The organism is Streptomyces sp. NPDC052042, from assembly GCF_044548345.1.
GTDB lineage: Bacteria > Actinomycetota > Actinomycetes > Streptomycetales > Streptomycetaceae > Streptomyces.
Genome location: NZ_JBIUBU010000016.1, coordinates 164,866 through 185,782 on the forward strand (window position 1 = coordinate 164,866; position 20,917 = coordinate 185,782).

Here is a 20,917-nt window from a genome sequence, read left to right on the forward strand (position 1 = left end):
CGGGAGCGCCGACCGCGGTGCTGGCGGACCCGGTGACGCCGGTGGCGCGGACCGTGGTGGTGGCGGGCCCGTTGGCCCGGGGAGCGGCCGTCACAGCTCGCCCATCCGTCGGATGACCGGGGCGACCCGCTGGACGCCCTGCCGGTACGCGCCGCGCGCCGCCTCCCGTACCGCCTCGCGGACCGCGCCGCGCAGTCCGCCGGTCTCGCGCGGCCGCTCCGCGCCCGGCAACGATCCGCCGTCGGGGCCCAGGTGGTGGCGGGCGAGGAGGCCGGGGAGGTAGCCGGGGGCGGTGGTGGGTGTGTAGTACGGGGCGATCTCGGGCAGCCGGCCGACGGTCAGCAGGTCCTCCACGCGGGCGCGGGCGGTGTCGTAGGCGGTGGCGTACGTGCCGTCGGCCGCGACCCCCTGGCCGGCCAGCCATCCTGCGTCGGGCTCCGGGCGGTGGCCGCCGTCGAGCTGGTCCCAGGAGGCGAGCAGTCCGGAGCCGATGAAGTGGTGGTTGCCGAGCGCCTCGCGGACGCCGAGGTCGGTGAGGACCGCGGTCGGGATGCGCCGGTGCAGGGACTCCAGCGCGGCCGTCGAGGAGACCGTGACCAGCAGGTCGGCACCGTCCAGGACCTCGCCCATGTGCCCGTACACCAGGCGGAGGTTGGGCGGCGGGCCGCCGGGGATCCGCTCCGCGAGCCGCTGGTACGGGAGTTCCTCGATGTGTGTGGTGTGCTCGCCGGGCTTGGAGCGCAGCTTCAGCAGCACCTCGCGGTCCGGGTGCAGCCGGGCGTGCTCGACGAGCCGGCGCAGCAGGTACGTGCGCTCGGCGCGGGACGCGGGCACGGAGGGCTGCGCGGCGAAGACGACCGTCTCGCGGTTCTCCTTCGGGCGGTACGGCTCGCCGCCGAGGAACGGCAGGGCGGCCTCCGTGACGGCCGAGGCGTCGGCGCCGACTCCCTCGTACACCGCGCGGAAACGCTCCGCGTCGTGGCGGGAGTTGGCGAGCACGACGTCCGCGCCGTGCCGCAGCAGCAGCCCGTCGGCCAGCTTTTCGTAGACGACGCCGACGTAGCCGGTGACGACGACCGGCCGGGTCGGCAGCCGGAGCGCGGCCAGGCCGTGCAGCATCGCCTGGACGGCTCCCCCGACGAGGGCGAGGACGACCACGTCGTACCCCTCGTCCCGTACCCCGTGCAGGAACTCGACGGCCGACACCTCGCGCACCCGGTCGGAGGCGATACCGACGTCGCCGACCTCGGCGAGCTGGCGCGGGGTCGGGGTGGCCCGGCCTCGCAGCAGCAGTCCGCTGATCTCTGCGCGCTGCGCCGGACCGCCGAGGCCGCCGGTGGTGAGGCGGCGCGCGGTGAGCGCACCCCATTTCCACCTGGTGTCGGAGTCTGCGAGCACGGCTACCCGGAGGGCGGTCGTCTTATCGGTACGTGGAGCCACGCCCCAGAACTTAGGAAGGCATTTCGATTCGCGGCCCAACGGAGCAGCAACAGATGGTTAACAGAAAACCGACGATTGACCAATCAATCCGGAGTTCGGCTCGGCAACCCGCGTATTCACGCCGGTTCACCATGTTCACATGCGCCGTTCACCTGCTGTCCTTTTCCGGGACAGGGTAAATGCCGAACCCGCCCTTAACGTGACCGGGTGGTTACGCTCTCCGTCATCGTGCCGTTCTACAACGTGCAGACATACGCCCTCGACACCCTCGGAAGCCTGCGTGCCAACGCACGCGAGGACTTCGAGTTCATCCTCGTCGACGATGCCTCGACCGACGGGACCGCGGACATCCTGCGCCGCGCGCGGGACGAGATCCCGGGGGTGGTACTGCGACGGCACGAGCAGAACCAGGGGCTGGCGACCGCCCGCAACACCGGCCTGGACGCGTCACGCGGCCGGTACGTCACGTTCCTCGACGGGGACGACTGGCTGGCTCCCGGGCACTGCGCCGGTCTGGTCGCCGCGATGGACCGTCTGGGCTGCGATTTCATCCGGACCGACCATGTGCAGTGCACCGCCAGGTCACGCACCGTGCGCCGGGTGCCCTACGGCCTGCGCGACGTGCCGGCGCATCCCCGCGACGCGATCCTCCCGGTCACCCGCACCACCTCCGTCGACTACCCGTACGCCTGGGCCGGCGCCTACCACCGCCGCCTGGTCGACCGCGGGCTGCTCCACTTCACGGACGGACTGCGCACCGCCGAGGACCGCCCGTGGATCTGGCGGCTGCACCGGGAGGCGGAGTCCTTCGCCGTGGTCGGCCTGCTCGGTGTGTTCTACCGGCGCGGGGTCGCCTCCTCCCTGACCCAGATCGGCGACCTCCGGCAGCTCGATTTCATCCGCGCGTTCGATCAAGTCCTTGAGGAGACGGCGCGGGATCCCGAGGCCGATACATTGCTGCCGAAAGCGGTGCGCACCTATTGCGCGCTCATCTCCCACCATCTGGCGACCATGTCCAAATTCGAGCCGGCCGTGGCCCGCAGACTCCTCGACATGAGTTCGGCCGCTTTGCACCGCATGCCGCAGGACATTCTGAAGGAGACGTTCGACTCCATGGACACCGACAGGTCCGCCCGGCTGCGGCGGCTGCGGCGTCGGCCTCTCACGGGGGCGGGCGCCGCGGCATGACCACTCAGATCCTCTGCGCGTCCACCCTCTACGGCGCGGCCACCCTGGCCGCGGCCGTCGACGCGGGCCTGATCCGGCCCGCGGACCGGCGCATCCTGCTGATCAGCAACAACGCCGCCGTCCCCGAGGTCGCACCGGCACTCGACGCGATGCCGGGCTTCGAGGCGCTCCGGGGCCGGTTCGACGAGGTCCGCTCCTGGAACGCGGCGATCGAGCCGTTCCACCCGTCGGGCTGGTCGCCACGGACCGCGGACCTACCGCTCTGGGAACGCCATCTGCGCAGGCTCTGGGAACTCGGTGACGACGACGTCGAGTTCGCCGTCGAGTCCATCCAGGTCGATCCGGCTCTCGCCCTCACCGGAATCTTCGTCGGCGCACCCGTGGACGTGTACGCGGACGGGCTGATGAGTTACGGGCCCACCCGGATCAAGCTCGACCCACTGCTCGGCACGCGCGTGCGACGGCTTCTCCACCTCGACCTGGTCCCCGGTCTGAAGCCCCTGCTGCTCACGGAGTTCGACGTCGAGGCGAAGATCGTCCCGGGTGATTCCTTCCGCCGGGTCCTCGGGGAGGTCGGGACGGCCTCGCCCCCGCCCGACTGCCCGTACCGCAGTCCGGCGCTCCTCCTCGGCCAGTACCTCTCGTCACTGAACATCCTCACGGCCGAGGAGGAAGAGGAGCTCCACCTGCGGATGCTGCGCGGTGCCGTGGGGCGCGGGCACCGGCAGATCGTCTTCAAGCCCCACCCGACGGCGCCCGCACGCTGGTCCCGTCTGCTGGAGTCCGAGGCCGGACGGCTCGGCGTGGAACTGACCGTGCTGGACGCTCCGGTGCTCGCGGAGACGCTGTACGAGCGGCTCCGGCCGGCCCTCGTCGTGGGCTGTTTCTCGACCGCGCTCTTCACCGCTCGCGCGTTCTACGGTCTGGACACCGCTCGTACGGGTACCGGAACGCTGCTGGAGCGGCTGACCCCGTACCGCAACAGCAATCGTGTGCCGGCGGTTCTCGCCCACACCCTGCTGCCGGAACTCGAAACGGGACGCATCCGGACCCCCGGTGACCCCGGCCGGCTCGTGGCCACGCTCGGGTTCACGATGCAGCCGCGCATCCACCCGTGTCTGAGGCCGACCGCCACCGCATACCTGGCGGACGGCGCCACACCGGACGAACGGCAGCTCTTCCCCCGTCGCACGCTGACGGTGCTCGGGCTCCCCGGCGGTCTGCCCGGCAGACTCGCGTCCCTCCCCCGCAACCCGGCCCTGCGGCGGGTAGCGCGCAGGGCACGCCGCCTCGGGCGGACCGTGCTGCGCTGACGCCTGCTGCCTGTGGTCGCTCCCCGTCCGGGCCTCGGCCGAGCGGGTCCGTCGGGCCCCGGACAGGGGCGGCGGCCTCGTACGGTTCCCGGCCCCGTCCGGGTCCCGGCGTGATCGGTGGGACGGGGCGGCGACGGTGCCCAGCCCGCGAGCGCGGTCCTCGCCCTCGTCGGCCGGGGCGGGCGGGCGGCCCGCCCCGGGCGGCCGTCAGACGCGCAGGGTGTTGCGGGTGCGCCGCACCGTACGCCGCAGCCGGGCCGCGGCGCCCTGGGCGCTGCCGCCGGGCAGGGAGAGTTTGCCGAGCCGACGGCGCTTGAAGTAGTGCCGGGTGCTGCCGTCCAGCCGTTCCCGCAGCCAGTTCTCCGCCTCGCCGCGCAGTTCCGGATGGAGACCCGACTGCATGCAGTAGCCGACCGTGCGGACCAGCGGGCCCAGGGTCGCGGGTGCGCTGTCGGGCAGCGGGGAAACGTCACCGCCGCCGTGGCCCTCCAGATCGGGCACCAGGTGGTCGACGATGGTCAGCGGAACGCGGTTGCTGTTCTCGTAGGGTGCGACGCGCTCCAGCACCAGGCCCGTGCCGACCCGGGCGACCGGAATCCCGTAGTGCACCGCGGCCGTGAGCATGGCGGTCGAGAAGCAGCCGACGACCAGCGAGGGCGCGCACCTCTCGAAGAGGGTCTCCGCCAGCAGCGGCGTGTCCGTCGTGACCAGCCGCACTCCGGTCTCGGCCGCGGCCCTGTCCAGGGCGTCGGAGTAGCGGGCGGGGGCGGTGGGATGGGGCTTGAAGAGGACGGAGGTGTGGCCCGCGCGGGCGGCCCCGCGCAGCATCCGGATGTGCAGGTCCTCCTCCTCGTCGACGGTGAGGATGTCGAGGGCGGCGAGGTACTGGCCCAGGAGCACGGCGGTGGGGGCCTGCGCCACCGCTTCGGTGAGCGCCGGGTCGCCGTCCGCCGAGTCGGCGATCTCGCCCAGGACCTTGCGGAAGGCGTCCGCGGGGACGAGTTCGGGCGCCACGTCGAATTCGGACAGGAGCAGGGGCCGGAGGCCGGGAACCAGGTCGAGGTGGAGCACGCGCTGGACGCGGCAGCCGATCGACTGGGGCAGCCTGGTGCGGGTCGGCCCGTAGCTCATGAGGCCGTCCGCGTACACGTGCAGGGTGCTCTCGGAGAAGATCGCCGCGAGCGCGCGGGCGGGGTCCACCTGGATGGATTCCAGGACCAGTTCGACGGGTTCCTCGCCCAGTCCCCAGGCGAGCCGGAGGGCGCGCTGCCACAGCACGACGTCCTCGGCACGCGGCCCCCAGGCACCGGGGTGGTACGGGCGGATCGTCTCGTTCCAGCTGATGACGGAGTCGAAACGGGCGGCGATGCGGTCGTAGCCGAGCATCGCGTCCAGGCCCGCGGCCGTCTCCGGCACCGGGGCGTTGTTGCACACCAGCAGGATCCGGCGGCTGTCCGCCCGGGGCCCGAACTGGCCGGCGTCGAGGGCGGCGGCGAGCGTGGCGGCCCCGTACAGGGTCGAGGCCTGGAAGATCTGGATACGCGGGGGCATGGGTCAGGCGGCCTTCTGCTTGTCACGCAGGCGTCGGAGCAAGGTGCTGCGCTTCGTGTCCATCGTCGTCAGGGTGTGGTCCAGCACGTGCTGGGGCATACGGCGCAGCGCGGCGGTCGACTCCTGCCTCAGGCGGCGGGCGGTGGCGGCTTCGTAGTCCCCCGCCTTCTCGCTGTGGAAGGCGATCAGCGCGCAGTAGGTGCGGACCGCCTTGGGCAGGAGGAGTTCCGCGTCCCGGTCCTGCGCCAGTTCGTCCAGCAGGGTGTCGTAGGCGGGGAAGAAGTCCAGTTGACGGGAGTCCTTGATCTGGGTCAGGGAGGTGGTGACCCCGCGCCGGTAGAAGATCCCGTGCAGGCCCAGGACCGCGTAGCTGCGTGCCCGCAGGTGCAGCCGCCAGATCCACAGCCGGTCCTCGGCGGTGCGCAGTGCCGGCTCGAAGCGCATGGCGCCGTCCTCGAAGAGCCGCCGGTGGTAGAGCCCGGCCCAGACGAAGGGGTAGTCGACCATCGTCTCCATCCCCGGGTACGCGATCTGGGCCCGGGGGTCCGTCGCACGGTCCCGGATCCGGGCCGGGGCACGGCGGATCACTCGGCTGGTGCCCGTCGACTGGACGTGATCGTGGCGGACGAAGTCGACGCCCAGCTCCTGTGCCGCGTCCAGCAGCCGGTCGAGGTGTCCGGGGGCGTACCAGTCGTCGCCGTCGAGGAAGGTGAGGAACTCGCCGCTCGCCGCCTCGATCCCGCTGTTGCGTGCGGTGGCGATGCCCACGTTGGTGTCGTGGCGGATGACCCGGGCCTGCGGGAGCCGGGCGGCCCATCGGTCGATGACGGACGGCGTCTGGTCCGTGGAGCAGTCGTCGACCAGCAGGAACTCGACGTCCCCGGCCGCGTTGCGGGCCAGGCTGCCCAGCGTGGTGTCGGCATACGGGGCGACATTGTGGAGTGGTACGACAACGGACAGTTTCGGCACGCCGGCCCTCGCCTTCGATCTTGTAGCCGCCGAACGTAATCAGGCTTGTCGAGAACGAGGTGGCCGCCGGGGCGACGAGCGGTGAATTCTGGACGACACCCGTATGACGCCCGACGCGGCATCGCGGCGGGGTGGGCGGTGCGGTGGGGTGAGCGATGAGTTCCCGGGCTCGGCCCGGTCTACCCCTGTGCCCATGACAGCCACGCCCGAATTCTGCGAGGGGACCATGACCACCCACCCACTGCCGCCCGTCGTCGACACCGCCACCTGGGAGCGCCGGCTCCAGACGCTGCGGGCCAGGGAGAAAGCCGCGACGCGGGAGCTGGACGCCATCGCCGCCGAGCGCCGTCGCCTGCCGATGGTGGAGGTGCCCGACTACACCCTCGAAGGCGAGGACGGGCCGGTTCGGCTGGTGGACGTCTTCGACGGCAAGAGGCAGCTGATCGTCTACCACCACATGTGGTTTCCCGGCAAGGAGTGGCAGTGCCCGGGCTGCACGGGCTTCACCGCGCAGTTCACCCGCCTGGAGTTCCTGGACGGTTACGACGCGCGTTTCGTCGTCGTCACCCAGGGGCCGATCGATGAGGCGCTCGCGTACAAGCGGCGGGTCGGCAACCGGATGACCTGGTACTCGACCGCCGACAGCTCCTTCGGGGCCGATGTCGGCGCGCCGCCCGGGGGAGAGTTCGCGGTGAACGTGTTCCTGCGCGAGGGGGACACCGTCTACCGCACCTGGCACACCAGCTGCCGGGGCGCCGAGCAGCTCACGCACACCTTCGCGCTCATCGACCTCCTGCCGTACGGGCGGCAGGAGGAATGGCAGGACTCGCCCGAAGGGTGGCCGCAGTCCCCCGCCTACAGCCGGTGGCCGAGGTCCGAGGACATCGCCGCGCTGTACGGCGCGGGCGCCGACGGGGCTGAACGGCCGCGTCAGGGCCGCTGACCCCGCGGGTCCGGCGCCGCGAAGCCGTGGCCGACCCAGTTCTCGGTGACCCGTCGGCGTACGGCCTCGGGAAGGAGTCGTGGAACGACGCGGTGACGCCCCTGGTCACGGTCACGCCGTCGAACTGCTCGGGCAGCGGACAGCTGACGACGGACTTCCCGCCGATCTCCCGGGCGTGGGCCGCGCCGAGCGGCGGTCCCACGAAGGAGCGGCTCGCTGCGACTGCTTGACCGGCCCGACTTCGATGTCAGGCCATTCGGCTTCGAGGTCGGAGGCCAGCGGGCTTCACAGCCCCCGGCGCGGTCCCGAGGTCTGTCCCGTCGCGCCGTCCCGCTCCGGCCCGGGAGACCGCCCTCACACGCTGCTGACCGACAGCTTCGCCGCGAAGCCGAGGAACAGCAGTCCGGCCGCCGAGGTCGCGCCCGCCGACAGCCGCTTGCGGCGGCGGAAAGCGGCGGACAGGCGGGTGCCGCCGAATATCAGCATCGACAGGTAGAGGAAGCTGGCTATCTGGAGCAGCATGCCCAGCAGCAGGAACGACAGCGCCGGGTAGGCGTAGCCGGGGTCGACGAACTGCACGAAGAAGGAGATCAGGAACAGGATCGCCTTCGGGTTGAAGAGGCTGACCACCAGAGCCCGACGGTACGGCCGCTCCATCGCCCCGGCGGCATCGGCCTGCGCGCTCTCCTCGGTCAGCTCGGCCACCCGCCGGTGCCGTTCCCGCCACATCGCCAGTGCCGACCGCAGCATGCCGATGGCCAGCCAGGTCAGATAGCCCGCCCCGGCGAACTTGACGACGGCGAACAGCACCGGCGTGGTCTGCAGCAGCGACGAGGCGCCCAGCGCGGACAGCGTCATCAGCACGGTGTCCCCGGTCCACACCCCGGCCGCCGCCGCATACCCGGACCGCACCCCGCGCCGGGCGGCGACGGACAGCACGTACAGCGAATTCGGCCCCGGCAGCAGAACGATCACTGCCAGCCCGGCGAGGTAGGTCGGAAGGTCGGTGACACCCAGCATGAACGGAGTGTCGCACGCGGGTACGACACTCCGTCCAGACAGGGGCGGGAAATCTCGAAGAGCGACGGCCTCAGAACGCGTCCGTCGGCACGTACGCCCCCCACACCTCGCGCAGCGCGTTGCAGACCTCGCCGACCGTGGCCCGCGCCTTGAGCGCGTCCTTCATCGGGTAGAGGACGTTGTCCGTGCCCGTGGCCGCCTTCCGCAGCTCGGTCAGTGCCGCGTCCACCGCGTCCTGGTCGCGCTCCGCGCGGAGCTTGGCGAGGCGGGCCGCCTGCTCCGCCTCGATCGCCGGGTCGACGCGGAGCGGCTCGTACGGTTCCTCCTCGTCGAGTTCGAAGCGGTTGACGCCGACGACCACGCGCTCGCCGGAGTCGGTCTCCTGAGCGATCCGGTACGCGTTGCGTTCGATCTCGTTCTTCTGGAAACCGTGCTCGATCGCGTGCACGGCGCCGCCCAGGTCCTCGACCTTGTGCATCAGCTCCAGGGTCGCCGCCTCGACGTCGTCCGTCATCTTCTCCACGACGTACGAACCCGCGAACGGGTCGACCGTCGCCGTGACGTCCGTCTCGTACGCCAGGACCTGCTGGGTGCGCAGCGCGAGGCGGGCGGACTTGTCGGTCGGCAGGGCGATCGCCTCGTCGAAGGAGTTGGTGTGCAGCGACTGGGTGCCGCCGAGGACCGCCGCCAGCCCCTGGACGGCGACGCGCACCAGATTGACCTCCGGCTGCTGGGCCGTCAGCTGCACCCCGGCCGTCTGGGTGTGGAAGCGCAACATGAGCGACTTGGGGTTCTTCGCACCGAACTCCTCCCTCATCACCCGCGCCCAGATCCGGCGGGCGGCGCGGAATTTGGCCACCTCTTCGAGGATCGTCGTGCGGGCCACGAAGAAGAAGGAGAGGCGGGGCGCGAAGTCGTCGACGTCCATGCCCGCCGCGACGGCGGTGCGGACGTACTCGATGCCGTCGGCGAGGGTGAACGCGATCTCCTGCGCGGGCGAGGCGCCGGCCTCGGCCATGTGGTAGCCGGAGATCGAGATGGTGTTCCACTTCGGGATCTCGGCCTTGCAGTACTTGAAGATGTCCGCGATCAGCCGCAGCGACGGCCCCGGCGGGAAGATGTACGTCCCGCGTGCGATGTACTCCTTGAGCACGTCGTTCTGGATCGTGCCGGTCAGCTTCTCGGCGCCGACCCCCTGCTCCTCCGCGACCAGCTGGTACAGCAGGAGCAGCAGGGCGGCGGGGGCGTTGATCGTCATGGACGTGGAGACCTTGTCCAGCGGGATGCCGCCGAACAGGACCCGCATGTCGTCGATCGAGTCGATCGCGACCCCGACCTTGCCGACCTCGCCCGAGGCGATCGGCGCGTCGGAGTCGTGGCCCATCTGCGTGGGCAGGTCGAAGGCGACGGAGAGACCCATGGTGCCGTTGGCGATCAGCTGCTTGTACCGGGCGTTGGACTCCGTGGCCGTGCCGAAGCCCGCGTACTGCCGCATCGTCCACGGGCGGCCGGTGTACATCGTCGGGTAGACACCGCGCGTGAACGGATACGAGCCCGGCTCCCCCAGCTTGTCGCCGGGGTCCCAGCCGTCGAGTGCGCCCGGCCCGTACACCGGCTCGATCGGCAGTCCCGACTCGGACTCACGCGTCATCTGCTGTGCCTCCCGCTGAAGCTGCTCCGCAATGCCGCCTGCGGATCACCAGAACACCGCCTGACGATCGCAAGCTACTTACTGGTAAAGAAGGGGGTTTCTGCGACGGACTGTATCGGCGGGCACGAGACCGATGGAGGGGCGGACGCTGGGACCTTGCTCACAGCACCTGTCCCGCCGCAGGCCACCGTGGCCGCTCCCCTCCATCATGCGCGGCTTCTCCCGTCGCACGCGGGCTTTGGCAACCGAAAAGCGCGGGAATCCGTCCCATGGGACACCGGAGCAACCCGGAGGGGCAGGAAACCGAAATGATACGCAGCACCATCGCAGGCGCGTCGCGGGACACCGCACCGTTCAAGTCGCGGACCGGCGCGGGGGCTTGGCCAGGGACCGGAAGACGGGGCTGGGCCGGGACGGCCACCAGGGCGACGCTGGCCGTCGTCGCCGTGGCCGCCGCGACCGTCGGCTGCGAGGCACCGCCCGCAAACGGCTCGTCGTCACCGCCGTCCGCGCCCCCGCAGGCCGCGGCGAGCGACGACGCCAAGCCCGTCGCACAGCGGTCGCCGTCCCCGGACGTCTCGGCCACGCCGCCGGACGCCTCGCCCTCGCCGGCCTCCCCGACGACCACCGCGCCCCCCGCACCACCCGAGCCGACGGAGCCGACGGAGCCGACGGAGCGGCCGGATCCGCAGGGCACGGCGCTGATGGCGAGCGGCTCCCAAGGGGAGCAGGTGCGCGAGCTCCAGGCCCGGCTGCGGCAGATCGGTCACTTCAACCGCTCCCCCACCGGCTACTACGGCACGGTCACGGCCGCCGCCGTACGGTCCTTCCAGGCCAAGCGCGGCCTGGCCACCACCGGCGGGACGGACACCGTCACCTGGCAGCGACTGCTCGGCATGACGCGCCCGCCGACGGCCACCGAACTGCGCCCGCCGACCACCCTGCCGATCGCCAAGCCGGACAAGCGCTGCATGACGGGCCGGGTGCTGTGCATCAGCAAGAACAGCCGCACCCTGTCCTGGATGATCGACGGCCGGGTCGTCTCGTCGATGGACGTCCGCTTCGGCTCCCAGTACACGCCGACTCGCGAGGGCACCTTCTCCGTCTACTGGAAGTCCCGGGACCACGTGTCGACGATCTATCACACGGCCATGCCGTACGCGCTGTTCTTCAGCGGCGGCCAGGCGGTGCACTACTCGGCGGACTTCGCGGCGCGCGGCTACGCCGGGGCCTCGCACGGCTGCGTCAACGTCCGCGACAAGGCGAAGATCGCCACGCTGTTCGACCAGGTGAAGAACGGGGACAAGGTCGTCGTCTACGGATGAGGACGGTCCCGTCCTTGGGTCGTGACCGGCGATGCCGGTCCGGGAGGAAGGTGGCGCGGGCGGGACAGGGGGAACATGTCCCGCCCGCGCCGATGCGCTGAGCCAAAGGTACGGGGGGAACCTCGGCTCGTCGCGCTGCCGATGACCAGTCGGCATTCAGTACTGCGTCATGGCCCGGAAAAACGTCACACCCGATGGTGGGCGGCGGTGCCGCAGCCCCGTCCGCACGCCTACCGGCCGGTGGGAGCCGGAGAGCCGGCGGTCGCACCCGTCTTCGTCCGGCCCGCCGAGGGCGGGATCGTGGACGGGACGGTGGAGGGTGACGTCGGCACGGACACCGACGCCGACGCGCGCGGGAGGGCGGACCGTCCCGGAGGCGTGGGCGGCTTCTTCGGGGTGGTGCCGACCTGGATCGCCGGGAGGGCGCGGTTGCTCACGCCGCCTTGCCGGTTCACGTTGTCGCCTTGGTTGTCACCGCCGTTGCCGTTCCCGGCGGTGCGCTCGCCGTCGCCCGAGCCGTTCCGACCGCCCTGCTCGTCTCCGTCGTCCTGGTCCTTTTGCCCGTTCCCTTCCTTGTCCTCGTCCTTGTCAAGAATCCGGTCGCAGAACCGCTCCAGGTTGCGGGCGCCGTTCGCCAGCGCCTCCAGATAGCGCCTGTGCTCGTCGTCCAGGTCGCCGTCGCGGTACTCGCGGCACGCCTGCGCCGGCTTGGCGTGCCAGCGGCCGGAGTTCGCGCCGCCCGGAACCGCGGGCGCCCCGCTGTGTGCGCCGCCGTCCGGGGTACCGTCCGGTTTGCCGTCGCTCCTGCGGCCGTCGCCGTTGCCGCGCTCCTCGTCCTCGCCGCCGGGGTCGACGGAACCGGTCGGGGGCGTGGCGGACGGCGTGTCCGGGGAGGCCGACGGCTGCACGGCCGGGGGTGCCTCGGTGACGTCCCGCGAACCCACCCCGTCGGGGGACGCGTCGGCCGACACGGAACTCGCCGGTGCGGGGGTGTGGCCACCGAAGGGCCCGGGAAGCACCCCCGCCCCCGCGGCCACCGCCACCCCGCCGAGCGCGCAGCCCGCGAAGGAGGCGACCAGGCCCAACCTCAGCGGGCGGGTGCGGCGCCGGGAACGGGGACGGCCGCTTCCTGTCGCCGAGGCTCCCTCGGCCGATGGGACGCTCGCGACGGCGGTGACGGGGACACCGGCGGCGGGCCGGATGTGGACGGGATCGAGGACGTCGACCGGGACCGGCGCGTCCGCCTGCTCCGCGTGCCCGGTCACCTCGGCGTGCGCGGAGGTCGGGCCCGGACTCGTCGCACCCGTATCGGCGCACGTCCCGAAGCGGGCGGAGTGTGCGGCACGGAAGGCGGCCAGCGCCGCGGCCTCACCCGGCAGTTCGCCGGTGGCCGGACGGGCGTTGCGTGCGGCGGCCTCCAACACCGCCGCGAGTTCCTCCGCCCCGGTGTCGGGACGACCGTCGAGGGAAGCGGCCGGTTCGCCGCGAAGCAACTTCTCCGCTGCGTCCTTGTCAAGCCATTCGTACCGCTCGTCGGCCATCACATGTCCTTCTGCGTCCATGGACGCGAATGCGTCACACCGGCCGGCGCGGTCAGCCCCTGGTGTGCGGGACGCTGGGCGGGCACGGCACCGAGCTCCGTCGTCCGGCCCGACGCACCCGGATCCGCCGGATCACCGGCGGGAACGCGGTCCGCCGCTTCCGTTCCCCCCGCCCCGTTCGCGCCGCCCGCGCCGTTCGCGGGCTCGGCGGCGTTCCCGGGATCGGCGCCGGCGGGGCCGTCCGCACCGGCCGGGCCGCCCGCTCCACCGAGGTCGTCGCTCACCCCGTTCACGCCTCTCACACGCAGCAGCTCGGCCAGCCGCTTCAGCCCCCGGTGCGCGGCGGTGCGCACCGCGCCCGGCCGCTTGCCCAGTGTCTGCGCCGCGCTCTTGGCGTCCAGGCCGACGACCACGCGCAACACCACGGCCTCGGCCTGGTCCTGCGGCAGTTGGGCGATGAGCGACATCGCGCTGCCGGTCGCGAGGGCCTCCATCGCCTCGTCGGCGGTGTCGGACGCGGCAGGCCGGTCCGACAGCGCCGATTCGTCGCCGCCTACGGCGGGGCGTCTGCCACGCATCCGCAGATGGTCCAGGGCGCGGTTGCGCGCTATGCGCGCCGCCCAGCCGCGGAAGCGGTCCGCGTCGCCGCTGAAACGGTCGAGATCGCGGGCTATCTGCAACCACGCCTCGGACGCCACGTCCTCGGCGTCCGTCTCCCCCACGAGTGTCCTTATGTAACCGAGCAGCCGCGGCTGCACAGCGCGGTACACAGCACGGAAGGCATCCTCGTCCCCGCCCTGCGCCGCGAGTACGGCGGCAGTCAGTTCCGCGTCGTCCCCCAGCACTCCCTCAACCTGTCCTGCCGTCTTGAATAGCAGCTGGTCATCACTGCCGCGTCACCCTGCGCGACTCAGCACGCTACGACCTTACGCATGCGTACGTCCACGACTTGTACAAGCTGCAACATTCTTTGGACAGGGCACGGTGTGACAGAAATGGCGGCGGCGGCGCTGAGTGGAATACGGGGCCGTCCGACGGCCCCGTCGAAGACGACCGGGGCCTCTCCTGTGGGGGGTGGCGGCCCCGGTCGTCGCCCCAGCATGTGGCCCCTTGACCAGGTGCTTCGTGGGCCGCCTACCCCCTCCGTGACCAACGGCGTGACCAACGCGCCAGCGAGTTCTTCCGGGTGGGCACGTTCCCGGACGCCGGATACCCAAGTGACCAGCACTTTCCAGCGCTCACCCGACCCAGCCGCGTTCAGTCGCTGCGTGAGCTCAGGACAGGCTGCTGGCACCTTCCATTCGGCCCCGGATGCCACCAACGCGAAGAGCGCGCCCGAAAGCGCAACCCAGGCGCCTCCGTCGCCGAGACGATCACGAACGATCACCGAACAGCAGCCACTAGAGTGCCCAGCGTGAACACCGCGCCTCAGCAGACGACCGTCTTCCGCCTGATCGTGACGGGTGGCGGCACTGGCGGTCACACATACCCCGCTCTCACCGCGATCCGTACCTTGCAGGCACGCCTGGATGCTTCCGGCCGCACTCTGGACGTCCTGTGGATCGGCACGGCCGAGGGCCTTGAAGCCCGGGTCACCAGCGCCGAGGGCATCCCGTTCACCACCGTCGCCACGGGCAAGATCCGGCGTCAGGCGAACCCGCTGAAGATGGTGTCGCCCGCCAACGTCCGGGACATGGCGCGCGTGCCGATCGGGGTCGCTCAGGCGCGCAGTGCCGTCTCCGCCTTCCGGCCGGACGTCGTCCTCGCCACGGGGGGTTACGTCGCCGTGCCGACGGGGCTCGCCGCCAGGATGTGCCGGGTACCGCTGGTCCTGCACGAGCAGACCGTCCGCCTCGGCCTCGCCAACCGTAAGCTCGCCGGTTCCGCCGCACGGATTGCCGTGTCCTCGGAGTCGACCCTGCCGCTCCTGCCGAAGAGCGTGCGGTCGGCGGCGGTGGTCACCGGCAATCCCGTACGACCGGAGGTCCTGACCGGCCACCCGGACAAGGCCGTGACCGCGCTCGGCCTCCACAGCTTCGACCGCCGTCTCCCGACCGTGTACGTCACCGGAGGCGCGCAGGGCTCTCAGCAGATCAACGACGTGGTCGGCGGCGAACTGCCATGGCTGCTGGAGCGCGCCAACGTGGTGCACCAGTGCGGCCCGGCCCACCGGGAGGCACTGTCCGCGCGCGCCGCAGAGCTTCCGGCCACCCTCGCCGCCCGGTACCACCTCACCCCGTTCGTCGGACCGGAGCTGCCGGACGTCCTGGCCCTGGCCGATCTGGTGATCTCCCGCAGCGGTGCGGGCACCCTGGCCGAGCTGACCGCCCTGGGCAAGTCGGCGGTGTTCGTCCCGCTCGCGACAGCGGCCGGGAACGAGCAGGCCCACAACGCCCGTCACCTGGAAGAGGCCGGGGCGGCAGTCGCACTCCTGGGCGACGTCACCGGCGGGCGCCTGCGCGGGGCGGTCGGCCCACTCCTCGACGATCCGGAGCGCCGCAACGCGATGGCCGCGGCAGCCGGGGCACACGGCCGCCCGGACGCTGCGGAAAGGCTCGTGGACGTGATCATGTCCGCAGCGTCCCAGTAACAGCGCAGCCTTGAGTGGGCTAAGTGACCCGTCCGCCGGTATGCAGGGCGGTGCCGGCTTCAATGAGCACAGCGCACTCGTGGAATGCAGCGTCGTCCCGGCCCATCGGGTCGGGCACGTCCCGGTCGCCAAGGTAGAGGCGCAATTTGTTCTCATTCTCCGAACCGCAGACGGCCCGGAGGGTGGCGAGCACGGAGGCGTCCATGGCGAGTACCGCGTCCGCCCAATCCAGCATGTCCGGGGTGATCTGCCGGGCACGGTGGGCGGTGAGGTCGTAGCCCAGACGCCGGGCGGCATCGATCATGGCGGAGTGGGCGGGCTGGTCCTGCCACTTGCCGATCAGCCCGGCCGAGCGGACGGACGTACGTGGTCCGCCCCGCCGGGCGAGTGCAAGCTGGGCAAAGGGGCTGCGACAGTAGTTCCCCAGACACACGGCGAGCAGGTTCGACATCATGCGCCGCCCGTGGCCTTGAGCGCGTGTTCCAGGGCGGTCACCACTCGATGGACCTCTGCCTCGGTGAGGTGCTGGTGGAAAGGCAGGCTCAGGATCTCGCGGCTGACCCGTTCGGTGGCGGGCAGGTCACGCCTCCAGCGTGCGAATGCGGGCTGAAGGTGGTTGGGCGGGTAGTGAACGCCGACGCCGATGTTCCTGGCGCGCAGGTGGGCGAATACGTGGTCCCGGTGCGGTACGCGGACCTGACACAGGTGCGGCACCGTGTGGTCGAGGTCGACGTCGACAAGCGTCACGCCCTCCAGCGCTTCCAAGGCACCGCTGTAGGTGCGCCACAAATGCCGCCGGGAGCGCACGGTGGTGTCGAAATGGTCGAGCTGCGCCAGCCCGATGGCGGCGTTGATGGACGAGAGCTGATACCGCAAGCCGAAGCCTTCCACCCGGTAGCCGGTGGTCTCAGCGCGCTCGCTCTGGGACTGCGTGACGCCCAGCATGCGAAGTCGGCGAACGGCGGCGGCCTCCTCGGGCGTACGGGGGATGACGGCCCCGCCTTGGCCGCAGGTCAGATTCTTGACAGGCCCGAAGGAGAAGCACGTCAGGGCCGTGTTGTCTGCGCCGACGTGATGGGGTCCGCAGTGAGAGCCGAAGGCATGGGCTGCGTCCTCGATGACCACGATGCCCCGCTCCGCCAGATCCTCGCGAATGGAACTGAGGTCGACGGCCCGGCCGCCGAAGAGCACCGGTAGCACCGCGGCCGTGTCATCGGTGACTGCCTCCATGACGAGTTGCGGGGTGACGCACAACGTCGCCGGGTCTACGTCGATGAACCGCGGGACCGCTCCGACAGCCCGGATGACCTGCACGGTGGCGCAGAACGTCATGGACGGCACGATCACCTCGTCACCACGACCGGTGCCAGTGGCCAGCAGGGCGCTGTGCAGGGCGGCGGTGCCGGAGGTGACGGCCACCGCGTCCGGCACACCGAGGTGAGCAGCGATCCGGCTCTCGAATTCGGCGGTGAGGTCGGTGTGCCCGTACTGTCCGGTCCCCAGGACTCGGGCGACAGACGCTGCCTCTCGTCCGTAGAGGTATGGGGACGCGTTGCGCCGGGCATCGGGGATGGTCGGGCTCATGTGGTTACCCCGTTCATGGTGATGCGCTTCAGATCGGTCGTCTCGCCGACGGCCAGCGTCTCGACGTAATTGGTCAGGAACACCCCTGGCCGGTAGGTCAGGCGGTCGTGGTTGACCGGGAGGCCGAACAGCCCGTTGACCATCTGGCCGACAAGTTCGGCTCCGGCCGCCTCGGTCAGCGGAAAGCCACCGGCGATCCGGACGTTCAGTTCGGTGATGGTGACCTGGCCGTCGTCCTGGACGAAGCCCTGTACGCAGCACAGTCCCTCGGCGCGTACGGCGCGTAGGGCGGCCCGCACGAGATCGAGCACGACGGTGTCGTGGAAGGTGGTGGAGACAGCGGCGAGCCCAGCCTTGACCAGGTCCCGGCGGCGCAGGATCGCCGACGCTCGACCTGTGCGGTCCACCAGGCAGTCCGCCGTGAACTCGGTTCCGTACACCCGCTCCTGCACCAAGGCGTCAGGGACCACCTCGCTCAACAGCAGGGCGTGCTCCTTCTTCTCGACGAAGTGGACGTGCTGGGCACCGTGGCCGCGTCGGGGCTTGACCACCAGCTGCATGTTCTCGGGAACCCGGTCGAGGGTGTCGCCCCACCAAGATCGAGGGGTGGGCACTCCGTGCTCGGTGAGCACTCGATGAAAGGCTGCCTTGTCGATGCACACGTGCACTGATGCGGGTTCGGGAAGCCACATACGCACGCCGATCTCCTCCAGCCGAGAGCTCATGCGCAGCAGCGGCGGGAGATCGTTCTCGATGGCGGGTACCACCGCGTCCACCGCCAGCGCCCGGCACAGCCCGGCCATGCGGGCTCGATAGTCCTCGTCGTCAGCCAGCGGAATGACCTGCGGCACGACTTGCGGGAGAAGGAACCCTGGGGCGAGAGGGTTGGCGTCGGCGGCGATGACTTGGTGGCCAAGGCGGACAAGGCTCCGGGCCAGCCCGAAGCCCGGGTTGGCCCCGGTGCCGGTGACCAGGATCCGGCGCGGGGCGATCGGGTCAGCGGGCACGGTCGTCCTCCAGAGATGCGGGCTCGGGGCGGGAGGCCGGCAAGGAGGTGCGCCACAGACCACCGCTCGCGAGCGGGGCCCACCGATCGGGGTTGCGGCGGTACCACTCGGCGGTTTCAGCCAGCCCATCCTCCAGGCGGTGAACAGGCCGGTATCCGAGCTGGTTGCGAGCCTTGGACCAGTCGATCGAGTAACGGACGTCGTTCGACGGTCGGTCGGGGATGTACGTGACCGCGTCCCACGTCGCGCCGCAGATGTTCAGCAGGTGGCCGGTCAGCTCCTTGCTGGACAGGTCAGTGCCTCCACCGAGGTTGTAGACCTCCCCCGGTTCACCACCACGCAGCACCGCCTCGATCCCGGCACAGTTGTCTTCCACGTGAAGCCAGTTACGTACGTGCTGCCCCCGGTCGTGGAGAGTGACGGGCGCTCCTCGCAAGAGCCGGGTCACGAAGAGCGGGATGATCTTTTCCGGGTACTGGTAGGGCCCGTAGTTGTTGCTGCTGCGCGTCACACACAGCGGGAGTCCAAGGGTCTGGTGAGCACCCAGGGCTACCAGGTCGGCGGCCGCCTTCGACACCGCGTACGGGATCGAGGGGCGCAAGGGTGAACTTTCGGTCGCTGTTCCCTTCGGCAGCGGGCCGTAGACCTCGTCGGTCGAGACATGGACGAATTTGTCGATGCCGTGGCGGTGAGCCGCGTCCACAAGCACCCGGGTACCGAGAACATTCGTGGACAGAAACCCGTCGGCCGCGTCATAGGAGCGATCGACGTGGGACTCGGCCGCGAAATGCACCACTGCCGTGGGACCGGACGCCATCAAGTTGTCGACGGCCGTTGCGTCTCGGATGTCACCATGGACGAACCGGAGCTTGTCCGACAAGAACGCCATGCCCAGGTTCTCGATGTGGCCGGCATAGGTGAGGGCGTCGAGGACGGTGACGTGGGCAATGTCCTTGGTCTGGATGAGCCGCTTGACGAAGTGTGAGCCGATGAAGCCCGCACCTCCAGTGACGAGTACGTGTTTCATGCACGCCTCCCGGAAGAGTGGCGGCCCGGCACATCACGCAGAGAGCCGATGTCCGCAGGCCGTCGAGAGATGCCCGGAACTCGCCGAGCTGCCTCCACGGTGGGCCGCGCACCTCGTTGGAGTCTGTATGCCCGATGTGGGCCCGCTCTGTGAATCGGGTCGCTACGGTGCCGTACAGACACCAGAGTTGGGGGGTGTGCATGCCGACGGAAGCGGTACGACATCCCCTGACCTACGTTCGCCAACAGCGCGGGTGGAGCATGGAAAAGCTCGCCCATCATCTGAATCTGGCCGCGCAACGCCGCGGTCTTCGCATCGCTGCCGACCGCAGTCGCATCTACCGGTGGGAGCACAGGCGGGTAGGCGCTCCCAGCGACCTCTATCAAGAGCTGCTGGCCGACGTTCTGGGCATCGAGTCCGCCCGGTTGCGGACAGTGGCATGGCCGTGGTGGCTCCCCGCCTACGATCGCCCATTCCCCTTCAGCCCAGCCGGCGTCCGCGCCGCCCACACGGAGTTATTGGTGGATCTCGACCAGCCTGACCGCCGCACCTTCCTCGTCCTCGCCGCCGGATCCTTAGTCGGAATGGCAACCGAATGGGCCAGCGTCGAACCCGAACGTCTGGCTGGGGCTCTGGCAGGGCGCCGCGTCGACGAAAGCCTGCTCACCTGGCTGGAAAGCAGCGTCGAACGTCTCCCCGGCCTGGCGAACACATCCCCTCAGGAGTGTGCCGACCTTCTCGGCGCGGCCATGCGCGTCACCATCAACCTGCTCGACTCGGCCCGCTACGACGAACCCACCGGCCGCCGCCTGCGTACCGTCCTGGCGCAGGCAGCCCAGAGCGCCGCCTGGCTCCATTTCGACCAAGGCCGCCATGCCTCGGCGCAACGCCACTGGCGCACCGCCCTGCACTCAGCCCACAGCGCCGACGACCGCGACCTCGGAGCGGGGGTCCTCTCTGACCTCGCCTACACCGCCACCTGGCTCGGCCACCCTCGCGAAGCCGTCGACATCCTCTCCCATGCCCGCACCCGAACTCGCCACGCCACCGCCCTCTCCCTGCTGGATGTACGCCGGGCTCGCGCCCTCGCAGTCCTCCAGGACGATGTAGGCACCGCCCGCGCACTCAACGATGCCGAACATCAACTGGATCGCGGGCCAACGCAATCGGCGCCCGTGTGGGTGTCCTGGATGTCATCCGCCGACCTCGCCGTCGACGCCGGGCGCTGCTGGCTGGACCTCGACGATCCACAGCGAGCCACAGCCGCGTTGGAGGAGGGCCTGAGCTTGCTGGTTCCCGAACGGGAGAGAACCCGCGCCATCATGCTGACCTACCGCGCCCACGCTGCGCTCGCCAGCCATGACGTCGACGCCGCCGTCACGGACACCAGAACAGCGCTTGACACTGCTCTGCGGACAGGCGCTTCACGATGCCTCGACCTGGTGCGCAGCACCCTGCGGGAGTCGCTCGAGCCCCACCGAGGCAAAGCGGCCGTTCGCGATCTCCGCTCGTACGCACACCAGCGGCTGACGTTCGTGCGTGCGTGAACAGTCTGCACGGGCACCGAACACGCTGGGCGGATCGCATGACCAACGCGTGACCAACAGCGCCCCAGGAGCAGCCAGAGGCACCTGAAGATACGCGGAGGCAGTCGGAAGTCAGGAACCGGCACCTATTGATCAGAAACTTATTGGGTTCACTCGTCGAGGATGTAGCGGACGTGGCGGCTGCCGAAGTATCCGCGCACGATGTGGGGTTGGCGTTGGCG

18 protein-coding genes are annotated in these 20,917 nt (G+C 70.6%); 7 read left to right on the forward strand and 11 right to left on the reverse strand.

The features are described from left to right. Positions 1-90: 90 nt before the first annotated feature. A complete protein-coding gene (locus tag ACIHCL_RS24740; protein ID WP_399864823.1) occupies positions 91-1,440 on the reverse strand; it encodes a DUF6716 putative glycosyltransferase in 1,350 nt (449 codons plus the stop codon). 207 nt (positions 1,441-1,647) lie between these two features. Between ACIHCL_RS24740 and ACIHCL_RS24745 the strand changes: the two genes are divergently transcribed. Beyond that, on the forward strand, positions 1,648-2,628 hold the full coding sequence (locus ACIHCL_RS24745) for a glycosyltransferase family 2 protein (protein WP_399864824.1): 981 nt from the start codon (positions 1,648-1,650) through the stop codon (positions 2,626-2,628). Then, positions 2,625-3,941, forward strand: coding sequence for a polysialyltransferase family glycosyltransferase (locus tag ACIHCL_RS24750; protein ID WP_399864825.1), 1,317 nt, complete (start codon positions 2,625-2,627; stop codon positions 3,939-3,941). The genes ACIHCL_RS24745 and ACIHCL_RS24750 overlap by 4 nt, the downstream gene beginning before the upstream one ends. 207 nt (positions 3,942-4,148) lie before the next feature. Here the strand turns inward: ACIHCL_RS24750 and ACIHCL_RS24755 are convergent, their stop codons facing one another. Continuing rightward, complete coding sequence (locus ACIHCL_RS24755; protein WP_399864826.1) at positions 4,149-5,492, reverse strand: polysialyltransferase family glycosyltransferase; 1,344 nt, start codon at positions 5,490-5,492, stop codon at positions 4,149-4,151. A 3-nt stretch (positions 5,493-5,495) separates the two neighbouring features. Then, the gene (locus ACIHCL_RS24760) at positions 5,496-6,461 is read right to left on the reverse strand and encodes a glycosyltransferase family 2 protein (RefSeq protein ID WP_399864828.1); all 966 of its coding nucleotides are present in this window, start codon (positions 6,459-6,461) and stop codon (positions 5,496-5,498) included. 226 nt (positions 6,462-6,687) lie between these two features. On the opposite strand from ACIHCL_RS24760, the gene ACIHCL_RS24765 reads away from it, so the two are divergent. Together ACIHCL_RS24765 and ACIHCL_RS24770 are read left to right on the forward strand one after the other, a co-directional pair. Next, complete coding sequence (locus tag ACIHCL_RS24765; protein WP_399864865.1) at positions 6,688-7,404, forward strand: DUF899 domain-containing protein; 717 nt, start codon at positions 6,688-6,690, stop codon at positions 7,402-7,404. 26 nt (positions 7,405-7,430) lie between these two features. Then, positions 7,431-7,634, forward strand: a complete 204-nt coding sequence (locus ACIHCL_RS24770) for a hypothetical protein (RefSeq protein WP_399864829.1) — start codon at positions 7,431-7,433, stop codon at positions 7,632-7,634. A 124-nt stretch (positions 7,635-7,758) separates the two neighbouring features. On the opposite strand, the gene leuE is transcribed toward ACIHCL_RS24770, so the two are convergent. Then, the gene (leuE, locus tag ACIHCL_RS24775) at positions 7,759-8,424 is read right to left on the reverse strand and encodes a leucine efflux protein LeuE (RefSeq protein WP_399864831.1); all 666 of its coding nucleotides are present in this window, start codon (positions 8,422-8,424) and stop codon (positions 7,759-7,761) included. A gap of 70 nt (positions 8,425-8,494) precedes the next feature. Beyond that, complete coding sequence (locus ACIHCL_RS24780; RefSeq protein ID WP_399864833.1) at positions 8,495-10,075, reverse strand: methylmalonyl-CoA mutase; 1,581 nt, start codon at positions 10,073-10,075, stop codon at positions 8,495-8,497. A gap of 308 nt (positions 10,076-10,383) precedes the next feature. On the opposite strand from ACIHCL_RS24780, the gene ACIHCL_RS24785 reads away from it, so the two are divergent. Continuing rightward, positions 10,384-11,400: a L,D-transpeptidase family protein gene (locus tag ACIHCL_RS24785; protein ID WP_399864835.1), complete on the forward strand. Its 1,017-nt coding sequence runs from the start codon at positions 10,384-10,386 to the stop codon at positions 11,398-11,400. A 230-nt stretch (positions 11,401-11,630) separates the two neighbouring features. On the opposite strand, the gene ACIHCL_RS24790 is transcribed toward ACIHCL_RS24785, so the two are convergent. Then, positions 11,631-12,962 (reverse strand): hypothetical protein, encoded by a 1,332-nt coding sequence (locus ACIHCL_RS24790; protein ID WP_399864836.1) that lies wholly within the window; start codon positions 12,960-12,962, stop codon positions 11,631-11,633. Continuing rightward, a complete protein-coding gene (locus tag ACIHCL_RS24795) occupies positions 12,941-13,786 on the reverse strand; it encodes an RNA polymerase sigma factor (protein WP_399864837.1) in 846 nt (281 codons plus the stop codon). The genes ACIHCL_RS24790 and ACIHCL_RS24795 overlap by 22 nt, the downstream gene beginning before the upstream one ends. Positions 13,787-14,355: 569 nt before the next feature. Here ACIHCL_RS24795 and ACIHCL_RS24800 point away from each other — a divergent pair. Beyond that, complete coding sequence (locus tag ACIHCL_RS24800) at positions 14,356-15,531, forward strand: UDP-N-acetylglucosamine--N-acetylmuramyl-(pentapeptide) pyrophosphoryl-undecaprenol N-acetylglucosamine transferase (protein ID WP_399864838.1); 1,176 nt, start codon at positions 14,356-14,358, stop codon at positions 15,529-15,531. A gap of 19 nt (positions 15,532-15,550) precedes the next feature. Here ACIHCL_RS24800 and ACIHCL_RS24805 read toward each other — a convergent pair whose 3' ends face one another. From ACIHCL_RS24805 to ACIHCL_RS24820, 4 genes are read right to left on the reverse strand one after another with little or no spacing between them, the layout of a single operon-like run. Continuing rightward, entirely contained in the window at positions 15,551-15,985 is a 435-nt protein-coding gene (locus ACIHCL_RS24805) for a low molecular weight phosphotyrosine protein phosphatase (protein ID WP_399864840.1), read from the reverse strand. Beyond that, positions 15,982-17,115, reverse strand: a complete 1,134-nt coding sequence (locus ACIHCL_RS24810; protein WP_399864842.1) for a DegT/DnrJ/EryC1/StrS family aminotransferase — start codon at positions 17,113-17,115, stop codon at positions 15,982-15,984. Before ACIHCL_RS24810 ends, ACIHCL_RS24805 begins: the two co-directional genes overlap by 4 nt. Beyond that, the gene (locus tag ACIHCL_RS24815) at positions 17,112-18,122 is read right to left on the reverse strand and encodes an ATP-grasp domain-containing protein (protein WP_399864844.1); all 1,011 of its coding nucleotides are present in this window, start codon (positions 18,120-18,122) and stop codon (positions 17,112-17,114) included. Before ACIHCL_RS24815 ends, ACIHCL_RS24810 begins: the two co-directional genes overlap by 4 nt. Continuing rightward, on the reverse strand, positions 18,112-19,149 hold the full coding sequence (locus ACIHCL_RS24820; protein ID WP_399864846.1) for a dTDP-glucose 4,6-dehydratase: 1,038 nt from the start codon (positions 19,147-19,149) through the stop codon (positions 18,112-18,114). The genes ACIHCL_RS24815 and ACIHCL_RS24820 overlap by 11 nt, the downstream gene beginning before the upstream one ends. A gap of 260 nt (positions 19,150-19,409) precedes the next feature. On the opposite strand from ACIHCL_RS24820, the gene ACIHCL_RS24825 reads away from it, so the two are divergent. Beyond that, positions 19,410-20,696: an XRE family transcriptional regulator gene (locus ACIHCL_RS24825; RefSeq protein WP_399864848.1), complete on the forward strand. Its 1,287-nt coding sequence runs from the start codon at positions 19,410-19,412 to the stop codon at positions 20,694-20,696. The last annotated feature ends 221 nt before the right edge of the window (positions 20,697-20,917 follow it).